Origin of the sequence: Streptomyces capillispiralis (assembly GCF_007829875.1) — a bacterium.
In the GTDB taxonomy this organism is placed as follows: domain Bacteria; phylum Actinomycetota; class Actinomycetes; order Streptomycetales; family Streptomycetaceae; genus Streptomyces; species Streptomyces capillispiralis.
Genome location: NZ_VIWV01000001.1, coordinates 2,131,838 through 2,143,094, shown reverse-complemented (window position 1 = coordinate 2,143,094; position 11,257 = coordinate 2,131,838). Strand labels below are relative to the sequence as shown.

Sequence of the window (11,257 nt, the reverse complement as noted above, 5' to 3'; positions counted from 1 at the left end):
CATGCCGCTCACCCCCCACCGCCACGCCTCCGACGGCGCCGCACCCCACGACCGGACCGTCCGGGCCCCGGCCCGCCACCGTGCCTCCCGTGCCGACACCGGTCACGCGCACCGCCGGCGGACGGCCACCGCGCTGCTCGCCCCCGCCGTCTCCGTCTGCCTCCTCGCCGCGAGTCCCCCCGCCGTCCCGCTGGGCATCGGCGACCGTCTCTTCCCCCACCTGGGCAACCCCGGCTACGACGTGCTGGCGTACGACCTCGCCCTCACCTACCCCGGTCGCAACGACCGGCCGCTGCGGGCCGTCACCACGATCGACGCCCGGATCACCGCCGACCTGGACCGGATCAACCTCGACTTCGCCCACGGCACCGTCGCCTCGGTCGAGGTCGACGGGGCTCCGGCCGTCTTCGCCGCCGCCGGCGAGGACCTCGTGATCACCCCCGAGGACGTACCGGACCGGGGCGAGCGGACGCGCGTCACCGTGCGGCACACCAGCGATCCCGTGGCCGGGGACCGCGAGGGCGGCTGGGTGCGCACCGCGGACGGCCTCGCCATGGCCAACCAGGCCGACGCCGCCCACCTGGTGTTCCCGTGCAACGACCACCCGTCCGACAAGGCCGTGTTCACCTTCCGGATCACCGCGCCGGACGGTCACACGGCCGTCGCCAACGGGCTGCCCGCCGGCGCCGACCGCACGCGCCGGGCCACCACATGGACGTACCGGACCCCGCACCCCATGGCCACCGAGCTCGCCCAGGTGTCCATCGGCCGTTCCACCGTCCTGCACCGCACCGGCCCGCACGGTCTGCCGCTGCGGGACGTCGTCCCCACCCGGGACCGCGCGAGGCTCGAACCGTGGCTGGCCAGGACCCCCGGTCAGATCACGTGGATGGAGGGGAAGGCCGGACGCTACCCGTTCGCCACCTACGGGCTGCTCATGGCCGACGCGTCCACCGGCTTCGCGCTCGAGACGCAGACGCTCTCCCTCTTCGAACGGGACCTGTTCACCGATCCCGCCCTGCCCGCCTGGTACGTCGAGTCGATCATGGTGCACGAACTGGCGCACCAGTGGTTCGGCAACAGCGTCGGCCCCCGCACCTGGTCCGACCTGTGGCTCAACGAAGGCCACGCCACCTGGTACGAGGCGCTGTACGCGCAGGAGCGGGGCGGCCGGCCCCTCGAGGCCCGGATGAAGGCCGCCTACGAGGCCTCCGACGGCTGGCGCGCGTCCGGCGGACCGCCCGCCGCCCCGAAGCCGCCCGAGCCGGGCCGGAAGATCGGCATCTTCCGGCCGAACGTCTACGGCGGTGCCGCGCTCGTGCTGTACGCCCTGCGCCAGGAGATCGGCCGCACCGCCTTCGACCGCCTGCAACGCGACTGGGTCGCCCGCCACCGCGACGGCACGGCCACGACCTCCGACTTCGTCCGTCTCGCCTCCCAGGTCGCCGGACGCGACCTGACCGGCTTCCTGTACCCCTGGCTGTACGGAACCAGGACACCGCCCATGCCCGGCCACCCAAAGTGGAGGTCCACGGCCCGGACCACGACGGCCGACCCCCGCCCGGGCACGCACGACCACCGGACCGCGGCCCTGCCGGACACGGGCGCGCATCGACCGCGCGGAAGCCGGGAATAACACGGTGACCGGGCGGGCCGCGCCGTGCGACCATCGTCCGGTCCGCACAGCGCGGGGCACGGGAATCTCCCGGGGCGCCCGGACGTTGTGCACAGTGACGGCGGGTCCGCGGACCGGTCCGTCGCCGCAGACGGTTTCCCAACGACGTAAGGACCCAATGACCTCCTCTTCTTCCCCTTCCCAGGACACCAAGCGCTTCGCGCACACCCATCCCGAGGGTCTTCGGGCCGATGCCCTGATGGAAGAGGACGTCGCCTGGAGCCTCGAGATCGACTCGGAGCGGGACGGCGACCAGTTCGACCGTTCCGAGCGCGCGGCACTCCGCCGTGTCGCCGGCCTCTCCACCGAGCTCGAGGACGTCACCGAGGTCGAGTACCGGCAGCTCCGTCTGGAGCGGGTCGTGCTCGTCGGGGTGTGGACCTCGGGAACCGTGCAGGACGCGGAGAACTCCCTGGCGGAGCTCGCCGCCCTCGCGGAGACGGCGGGTGCCCTCGTGCTCGACGGCGTGATCCAGCGCCGCGACAAGCCCGACGCGGCGACCTACATCGGATCCGGCAAGGCCGAGGAGCTGCGCGGCATCGTGCTCGACACGGGCGCGGACACCGTCATCTGCGACGGTGAGCTCAGCCCGGGCCAGCTCATCCACCTCGAGGACGTCGTCAAGGTCAAGGTCATCGACCGTACGGCGCTGATCCTCGACATCTTCGCCCAGCACGCCAAGTCCCGCGAGGGCAAGGCGCAGGTGGCGCTCGCGCAGATGCAGTACATGCTGCCGCGACTGCGCGGCTGGGGTCAGTCGCTGTCCCGGCAGATGGGCGGCGGCAAGGGCGGCGGCCTCGCCACCCGTGGTCCCGGTGAGACGAAGATCGAGACGGACCGGCGCCGGATCCGCGAGAAGATGGCGAAGATGCGCCGTGAGATCGCGGAGATGAAGACCGGCCGCGAGATCAAGCGCCAGGAGCGCAAGCGCCACAAGGTGCCCTCCGTCGCCATCGCCGGCTACACCAACGCCGGCAAGTCCTCGCTGCTCAACCGCCTCACGGGCGCGGGCGTCCTGGTCGAGAACGCCCTGTTCGCGACCCTCGACCCCACCGTGCGCCGGGCCGAGACGCCGAGCGGACGGCTCTACACGCTGGCCGACACGGTCGGCTTCGTGCGCCATCTGCCGCACCACCTGGTCGAGGCGTTCCGCTCCACCATGGAGGAGGTCGGCGACTCCGACCTGATCCTCCACGTGGTGGACGGTTCGCACCCGGTCCCGGAGGAGCAGCTGGCCGCCGTGCGCGAGGTCATCCGGGACGTCGGCGCCACCGGCGTACCCGAGATCGTGGTGATCAACAAGGCCGACGCGGCCGACCCGCTGACGCTCCAGCGGCTGCTGCGGGTGGAGAAGCGCTCCATCGCGGTCTCGGCCCGCACCGGCCAGGGCATCGCCGAGCTGCTCGCGCTCATCGACAACGAGCTGCCGCGTCCGTCGGTGGAGATCGAGGCACTCGTGCCGTACACCCACGGCAAGCTGGTCGCCCGCGCCCACGACGAGGGCGAGGTGATCTCCGAGGAGCACACCGGGGAGGGCACCCTGCTCAAGGTGCGGGTGCACGAGGAGCTCGCGGCGGAACTCACGCCGTACGTTCCGGCCCCGGCCGGCTGACCGGCCCTCCGGCAGGACGAAGGCCCGCCCCCGCGCGCGCAGTGCGGAGGCGGGCCTTCACGTGTGCGGATCACTGACCGCCGTAGGTCCTGCTCATGTTCTGGTACAGCGCCTCGGCGTCCTCGCCCAGCTGCGGGCCCGCCAGCCAGGTGTTGTCCATCGGGCCGATCGAGGTGTTGGAGACCAGCACCGTCTCGCCGTCGCGCACCCGGAACCAGCCGCCGCCGGACGATCCGCCGGTCATGGTGCAGCCGATGCGGTACATCGCCGGCAGGCCGGGGCTGAGCGAGAAACGGCCCGGCGTGTCCAGGCACTTGAACATCTGCAGACCGTTGTAGGGCGGCGCGGCCGGGTAGCCCCAGGCGCCCATCTCGCCCGCCTCGGCCGCGGACGGGGCCGAGAAGTCCACGTCGAGCGCGGCACCGACGGTCTCCTCCAGGGACTTGCCGCCCTGCTCCGGCTTCACGTGCAGCACGGCGTAGTCGTACGGCGCGCCGTCGCCGCCGGTGTCCGAGCCGCCCTGGATCCAGCCGCCCGAGGTCGAGGCCCAGTCCGCCCACCAGTTGCCGTAGGGGGCGACCTCGGAGGCGCTCGCGCTGCCCAGCTCGGCCTCGGACTTGCCGAGGTCGTTGTAGGCGGGGACGAAGACCAGGTTGCGGTACCAGCCGCCCTCGCCGCCGGCGTGCACGCAGTGCCCGGCCGTCCACACCAGGTTGGACTTGCCCGGGTGGTTGACGTCCTTGATCACGGTGCCGGAGCAGACGCTCGGGCCCTCCGGGGAGTCGAAGAAGACCTTGCCGACCGGGGCCGCGTTCTCGTGGTACGGCGTCTTCTCGGCCTGGGCATCGACCGGGGCCGGCTCGGGGTCACTGACCCCCTCGGCCGCGGAGGCGTCCTGGGTGGTGACGGTCTTGTCCGCCTCCTCGGCGGAGCGCATCCGCTCCGGCTTCCACAGGCCCTCGATCACCGGGTTGACGAAGTCCTTGGCCTCCCTGAGCCACTTGTCCTTGTCCCAGTCCTCCCAGCCGCCGTCCTTCCACCGGTCGACGTCGATCCCGTGCTCCTTGAGCCTGTCCGCCAGGTCGGACGGGATCGTGACCTTGCCGCCGTCGCCGCCGGCGGCCTGCGAGGTGGTGGCGTCGGGCTTGTCGCTCGCCTCGTCCTTACCGGAACCGCCGCACGCGGTCGCGGTGAGCGCCAGCGCGGCGACGAGCCCGGTGGCGGTGAGGACGGTGCGGCGTCCACGCCTGGGCGGAGCGGACGTACGAATGGAACGCATGGTGCGATGACCCCCGTTGTGGTGAATGAATGTCCTGCCGCGCGTCGATCCCGAGCCGGGGCGGCAGCTGGTGCCGCCGCCCCCGCCCGGCCCCGGGTGCGCGGCGGCACCGGGACCGGGCGTGGCGGTCACTGTCCGGCGAACTTCCCGCTGACCGCGTCGTACACGCCCTTGGCCTCGTCACCCAGGCGCGGGCCGGCCAGCCAGCCCGACGTCACCGGGCCGATGGAGGTGTTGGACACCAGCGCCGGCTTCCCGTCCGCGCCGGCCGCGATCCAGCCGCCGCCGGACGAACCCGCGGTCATGCTGCACCCGATGCGGTACATGGTCGGGTCGGAGGCGGTGAGCGACAGCCGGCCCGGCCGGTCCTGGCAGCGGAACAGCGTCTGACCGTCGTACGGCGGAGCGGCCGGGTAACCGATCGCCGTCATCTCCTTCACCTCGGGCACCGCCGGGGCGTCGAAGTCCACCGGGAGCGCCGAACCGACCGTCTCCTCCAGCGACTTGCCGTTTCCGCCCTTCTCCGGCGTCACATGGATGACGGCGAAGTCGTACGAGGCGCCGTCACCGCCCGTGGAGCCGCCCTGCTCGATCCACTGGTCCGAGGTCTGGGCCCAGTCACCCCACCAGACGCCGTACGGAGCGATCTCCTCCTTGGTGGCGGTCTCCAGCTCCTGCGCCGACTTGCCCGAGTCGTTGTACGACGGCACGAACGCGATGTTGCGGTACCAGCCGCCCTTCTTGCCCGCGTGCACGCAGTGGCCCGCCGTCCACACCATGTTGGACTTGCCCGGGTTGGCCGGGTCCTGCACCACCGTCGCCGAGCACACCATCGTGCCCTCGGGGGAGTCGAAGAACACCTTGCCCGAGGTGGGGGCGTTGGCGTGGTACGACGCCGCGACGGCCTCCGCCCGCACCGGGTCAGGCGTGGGGTCGGTCACGCCCTGGTCACGGGAGATGTCGCTCTCGTCGACCCCCTGGTCCGGCTCCTCGGCGTCCCGCATGCGGTCCGGGTCCCACAGGTCCTCGATGATCGGGTTGACGTAGTCCTGCGCCTCGCGCAGCCAGTCGTCCTTGTCCCAGTTCTTCCAGGCGCCGTTCTTCCACTGGTCGATGTCGATCCCGTGCTCCTTGAGCCGGTCCCTGATGTCGTCCGGGATCTTGAGCTTGCCGTCGTCGGCGCCGGCGGTCGCGGAGGTGTCGGCGCTCGCGTCGGCGTCCCCCGAATCGCAGGCGGTGGCGGTGAGGGCGAGCGCCGAGGCGAGCGCAACAGCCGCGAGAACGGGGGAGGTTGAGCGGCGCGCCCTCCCCCCTCGACGCGGGCTGGACGACGGCCGTATGGATCGCATGATCTGACTCCCCCTGGAACGAACGGACTTGGCGCTTCGGCCGTGCTCCGACCCGGACCCGGCGAGGGGTGCGCGGTCGCTCCCACGGCCTGCGGGAACGGCACCACACACTATGCGCTCGCCGTGGGGGACGTCCGCCGGAACGGCAACGGTTCGGCTACAAGCCGCCTGACCTGGCCACTCGTCCGGAGATCTGCCGGTTTGAGGCCGACGGGCCCCGGAGCCGCCGGCGCAGGCGACCGGGCGACCCGAGGCAGCCCGTAACCCGGTGAGCGGTCCGGGGTTGGTAGCGGTGAGGGCTCCGCGCCCGCACCGGCGGACGACGAGCGGCCGCGGTCCCTCCCACCGCCGTCGCGGGCGCCGGTCCGCCCCCGGCCCGGCGCGGGCCGGGCGGGACCGACGCCCCGCCCGGACTCCCACCGGACGTCCCCGAACCACTCGACGAGGACCCGCCTTGCACACGACCCCCGCCCCGGCCGACCGCACGCACTCCCCGGTCCCCCACCAGAAGACGGAGCCGCACGACACCGCGCGGTTCCGGGACACGTGCCCCCTGGAGCATCCGGACCCCCGCCGGGTGGCCCAGGCGGCGGCCCTGGAGAACCTGCTGCGCTGCTGGGTGCGCGAGACCGGCGTGCCCGCTCCGGACGGTGACGTCCTGCGCCTCCTCCTGCCGTCCAGCGGCACGGCCCTGCTCGTCCCCGTCCTGTACTGGTCTCCGACGGGCTGGCACCGCTTCGGCCTCCCGCACCTGGCCGACGCGCCGCCCCCCGCCCCACCGGTCGACGCCGTCCTGCTCGCCGCCCTCCTGAGCAGGGAGAACGCCGGTGTCCCGACACCGGCTCACCCCGGCACCCGGCCCGGGCGGACGGCCGGCTCGCCGCCCACTCCCGCCGAGCCGGCTCCCCGCGCCGCGGAGCCCGGCGACTGCACCGACCTCGTCTCGCGCGTCGCCGACTCCGTCCGGCGCGTGGAATCCTTCGTCGCCGCCCGGCGGGCGGACCCGGCCGGCCACCCCGACCTCTTCCTCACCGCGGAACAGGCCCTCGTCCTGGGGCATCCGCTGCACCCGGACCCCAAGAGCCGCGAGGGCCTCGCCGACGCCGAGGCGCGGCACTACTCACCCGAGCTGCGCGGCTCCTTCCCCCTGCACTGGATGGCCGTCGCCCCCTCGCTGCTCGCCACCGACTCCGCCTGGACGGAAAGCGGTCGTCCGGTCACCGCGGCCCGGCTCACCGCACGCCTCGCCGGAAGCGGACTGCCCCTGCCGGACGGCTACGCCGCCCTCCCCGTCCACCCCTGGCAACAGCGCCAGATCCGCCACCGCCCCGAGACGGCCGGCCTGCTCGACGCCGGACTGCTCCGCGACCTCGGCGCCCACGGCGCCCCCTGGCACCCCACCTCCTCCGTACGCACCGTTCACCGCACCGGTGCGCCCGCCATGCTCAAGCTGTCCCTCGGTCTGCGCATCACCAACTCCCGGCGGGAGAACCTCCGCAAGGAACTCCACCGGGGCGTCGAGGTCCACCGGCTGCTGCGCACCGGACTGTCCCGGCAGTGGCGGGCCGAGCACCCCGGCTTCGACATCGTCCGGGACCCGGCCTGGCTCGCCGTGAACGAGCCGGACGGCGACCCGGTGCACGGGCTCGACGTGGTGATCCGGCACAACCCGTTCCGGCCGCAGGACGACGTCGCCTGCCTCGCCGGACTCGTCTCTCCCCGCCCCGGGGCACGGACGCGGTCCCGGCTCGCCGAACTCGTCACCCGCCTCGCCGCCCGGACGGGGCGATCCGCCGGGACGGTCGCCGCCGAGTGGTTCCTGCGGTACCTCCACCATGTGGTGCGGCCCGTGCTCCGGCTCGACGGAGCGGCCGGTATCGCCCTGGAGGCGCACCAGCAGAACACCCTGGTCCTGCTGGACGCCGACGGCTGGCCCGGCGGGGGCCGCTACCGGGACAACCAGGGCTACTACTTCCGCGAGTCGCGCCGCGCGGAACTCGACGCCCGGCTGCCCGGCATCGGCGAGCACAGCGACACCTTCGTCCCCGACGAGGTCGCCGACGAACGCTTCGCCTACTACGTGGGCATCAACAACGTCCTCGGCCTCGTCGGTGCCTTCGGCTCCCAGCGCCTCGCCGACGAACGGCTGCTGCTCGCGGCCTTCCGCCGGTTCCTGGCCTCCGCGGCGGCAGGCACGCGCAGCACGCTGCCCGCCCTCCTGCTCGACTCACCCGTGCTGCGCTGCAAGGCCAACCTCCTGACCCGGCTGCACGGCCTCGACGAACTCGTCGGTCCGGTCGACACCCAGTCCGTCTACGTCTCCATCGCCAACCCCCTCCACCCATGACATGCGACGACTCCCCGGGCGGGACCGCCACGGGCCCCGGGGGCACCTGCGGCGAGGCCGGCGGTGAAATCTTCGACGCCATCGACGACTGGGGTCCGACGCCCACCCCCGCGGGCCTGTTCCGACTGGTCCCCGTCACGATCGAGCGTGACCTGCCGCTCCTGACGACGTGGATGAACGACCCCGCCGTCGCCGCCTACTGGGACCTGTCCGGACCGCCGGCCGTGACGGCGGAGCACCTGCGGGCCCAGCTGGACGGCGAGGGACACAGCGTTCCCTGCATGGGCGTGCTGGACGGTACGCCGATGAGCTACTGGGAGATCTACCGCGCGGACCTCGACCCGCTGGCACACCACTACCCGGCCCGGCCCCACGACTCGGGAGTCCACCTCCTCCTCGGTACCGCCGGCGCCCGGGGACGGGGACTGGGCAGCATCCTGCTCAGGGCCGTCGCCGACCTGGTCCTCGACCGGAGGCCGGCCTCGGCACGCGTCCTCGCGGAACCCGATCTGCGCAACGTGCCCTCCGTCGCCGCCTTCCTGAGCGCAGGGTTCCGCTTCTCGGCCGAGGTCGACCTGCCCGCCAAGCGGGCGGCCCTCGTGATCCGGGACCGCTCCCTGCGCCATCTGATGTAGCGCTGCGTCGCCGTCACCCCACCCCTGGCGCACAGCGGCACCTTCCCCGCCCCCGCCCCCGCCCCGTCCCGATACTGGAGCCCCGTCTTGATCGCACCCCCCGCGTCCGCCGTGAGCGCACGAATGTCAGTGCCGGGTCGTAGGGTGGTCGCGCTATGACGAAGCCCTCACTCCCCGAACTCCTGCACGCCGCCGTCACCGCCGTCGGCGGCACGGAGCGTCCCGGCCAGGTCACCATGGCCGAAGCCGTCGCCGAGGCGATCAACGGCGGCGCCCATCTGCTCGTCCAGGCCGGCACCGGCACCGGAAAGTCGCTCGGCTATCTGGTGCCCGCCCTGGCGCACGGGGAGCGGGTCGTCGTGGCCACAGCCACCCTGGCCCTGCAACGCCAGCTGGTGGAACGCGACCTCCCGCGCACGGTGGAGGCGCTGCATCCGCTGCTGCGCCGCCGGCCGGAGTTCGCGATGCTCAAGGGCCGGTCCAACTACCTGTGCCTGCACCGTCTGCACGAGGGAGTGCCGCAGGACGAGGAGGAGGGGCTCTTCGACCAGTTCGAGGCGGCCGCCCCCACCAGCAAGCTGGGCCAGGACCTGCTGCGCCTGCGCGACTGGTCCGACGAGACGGAGAGCGGCGACCGGGACGACCTCACACCGGGCGTGTCCGACCGGGCCTGGTCCCAGGTGTCGGTGTCCTCACGCGAGTGTCTGGGCGCCACGAAGTGTGCCTACGGCGCCGAGTGCTTCGCCGAGATGGCCCGCGAGCGCGCCAAGCTGGCCGAGGTGGTCGTCACCAACCACGCGCTGCTGGCCATCGACGCCATCGAGGGCGCGCCGGTGCTCCCGCAGCACGAGGTGCTGATCGTCGACGAGGCCCACGAACTGGTCTCCCGGGTCACCGGAGTCGCCACCGGGGAACTCACCCCCGGCCAGGTCAACCGCGCGGTGCGGCGCGCCGCGAAGCTGGTCAACGAGAAGGCCGCCGACCAGCTCCAAACCGCCGCGGAGGGGTTCGAGCGGCTCATGGAGCTGGCACTGCCCGGCCGGCTGGAGGAGATCCCGGAGGACCTCGGCTACGCGCTCATGGCCCTGCGCGACGCCTGCCGGACCGTCATCTCCGCGCTCGGGAACACGCGGGACAAGTCCGTCCAGGACGAGGACGCGGTCCGCAAACAGGCGCTGGCCTCCGTGGAGAGCGTGCACGACGTGGCGGAGCGGATCACGAACGGTTCCGAATGGGACGTGGTCTGGTACGAGCGGCACGACCGTTTCGGCGCGTCCGTGCGGGTCGCCCCCATGTCCGTCTCCGGTCTGCTGCGGGAGAAGCTCTTCACCGACCGTTCCGTCGTCCTGACGTCCGCGACGCTGAAGCTGGGCGGCGACTTCAACGGTGTGGGGGCGTCGCTGGGCCTCGGCGCCGAGGGCGTGAAGGGCGACGATCTCCCGGAGTGGAAGGGCGTGGACGTCGGCTCGCCGTTCGACTACCCCAGGCAGGGCATCCTGTACGTCGCGAAGCACCTGGCGCGGCCGGCCCGTGACGGTGATCGCGCGGACATGCTGGACGAGCTGACCGAGCTGATCCAAGCGGCGGGCGGTCGCACCCTGGGGCTGTTCTCGTCGATGCGGGCCGCGCAGCTCGCCGCCGAGGAGCTGCGCTCCCGGATCCCGGAGTTCCCGATCCTCCTCCAGGGCGAGGAGACCCTTGGCGAGCTGATCAAGAACTTCGCGGCCGACCCGGAGACCTGCCTCTTCGGCACGCTGTCGCTCTGGCAGGGCGTCGACGTCCCGGGCCCGAGCTGTCAGCTGGTGGTCATGGACAAGATCCCCTTCCCGCGTCCGGACGACCCCCTGATGAGCGCCCGCCAGAAGGCGGTGGAGGAAGCGGGCGGCAACGGCTTCATGGCGGTCGCGGCGACCCACGCGGCGCTGCTCATGGCGCAGGGCGCCGGACGTCTCGTACGCGCGTCGGGTGACCGGGGTGTGGTGGCCGTCCTGGACCAGCGGCTGGCGACCGCTCGCTACGGGAGCTATCTGAAGGCCTCGCTGCCCGACTTCTGGTACACCACGGACCCCAACCAGGTCAGGAAGTCACTGGCCGCGATCGACGCGGCGGCGAAACGCACGGAGGCGGAGGCGCAGGCCTAGGTCCTGCCCCGGGGTGTCCAGGGCGGCGGCGCGGCGGGGCGGGAGGGCGTGTCGTGCCGGCACGACACGCTCCCGCGACAACGGTTGCCGTCACGCGACGCAGGACGTGACCGCGGAGGACGTAACCAGGGAGTACGTGACCCCGGAGCACGTGACCGCGGAGGACGTAACCAGGAGTACGTGACCCGGGGTCCGGGCAGCACAGGACCCCGGAACCGG

At 72.8% G+C, this 11,257-nt stretch carries 7 protein-coding genes; 5 read left to right on the top strand and 2 right to left on the bottom strand.

Annotated elements, in window-relative coordinates:
• Nucleotide 1 precedes the first annotated feature (1 nt).
• Entirely contained in the window at nt 2–1,636 is a 1,635-nt protein-coding gene (locus tag FHX78_RS08630) for a M1 family metallopeptidase (protein ID WP_145866870.1), read from the top strand.
• 157 nt (nt 1,637–1,793) lie between these two features.
• On the top strand, nt 1,794–3,287 hold the full coding sequence (gene hflX / locus FHX78_RS08625) for a GTPase HflX (RefSeq protein WP_145866869.1): 1,494 nt from the start codon (nt 1,794–1,796) through the stop codon (nt 3,285–3,287).
• A gap of 70 nt (nt 3,288–3,357) precedes the next feature.
• Here hflX and FHX78_RS08620 read toward each other — a convergent pair whose 3' ends face one another.
• A complete protein-coding gene (locus FHX78_RS08620; RefSeq protein ID WP_145866868.1) occupies nt 3,358–4,566 on the bottom strand; it encodes a trypsin-like serine peptidase in 1,209 nt (402 codons plus the stop codon).
• Nucleotides 4,567–4,694: 128 nt separating this feature from the next.
• The gene (locus FHX78_RS08615) at nt 4,695–5,915 is read right to left on the bottom strand and encodes a trypsin-like serine peptidase (protein WP_145866867.1); all 1,221 of its coding nucleotides are present in this window, start codon (nt 5,913–5,915) and stop codon (nt 4,695–4,697) included.
• A gap of 454 nt (nt 5,916–6,369) precedes the next feature.
• Between FHX78_RS08615 and FHX78_RS08610 the strand changes: the two genes are divergently transcribed.
• From FHX78_RS08610 to FHX78_RS08600, 3 genes are all read left to right on the top strand, one after another.
• On the top strand, nt 6,370–8,262 hold the full coding sequence (locus FHX78_RS08610; protein ID WP_145866866.1) for an IucA/IucC family protein: 1,893 nt from the start codon (nt 6,370–6,372) through the stop codon (nt 8,260–8,262).
• Complete coding sequence (locus FHX78_RS08605) at nt 8,157–8,897, top strand: GNAT family N-acetyltransferase (protein WP_229924180.1); 741 nt, start codon at nt 8,157–8,159, stop codon at nt 8,895–8,897. Before FHX78_RS08610 ends, FHX78_RS08605 begins: the two co-directional genes overlap by 106 nt.
• Before the next feature lie 155 nt (nt 8,898–9,052).
• Nucleotides 9,053–11,038, top strand: a complete 1,986-nt coding sequence (locus FHX78_RS08600) for an ATP-dependent DNA helicase (RefSeq protein WP_145866864.1) — start codon at nt 9,053–9,055, stop codon at nt 11,036–11,038.
• The last annotated feature ends 219 nt before the right edge of the window (nt 11,039–11,257 follow it).

Bases quoted from the DNA above. Each gene is read 5' to 3' on its own strand.
- FHX78_RS08600 (WP_145866864.1), top strand. From the start codon at position 9,053: ATGACGAAGCCCTCACTCCCCGAACTCCTGCACGCCGCCGTCACCGCC.
- FHX78_RS08630 (WP_145866870.1), top strand. From the start codon at position 2: ATGCCGCTCACCCCCCACCGCCACGCCTCCGACGGCGCCGCACCCCAC.
- FHX78_RS08615 (WP_145866867.1), bottom strand. From the start codon at position 5,915: ATGCGATCCATACGGCCGTCGTCCAGCCCGCGTCGAGGGGGGAGGGCG.
- hflX (WP_145866869.1), top strand. From the start codon at position 1,794: ATGACCTCCTCTTCTTCCCCTTCCCAGGACACCAAGCGCTTCGCGCAC.
- FHX78_RS08620 (WP_145866868.1), bottom strand. From the start codon at position 4,566: ATGCGTTCCATTCGTACGTCCGCTCCGCCCAGGCGTGGACGCCGCACC.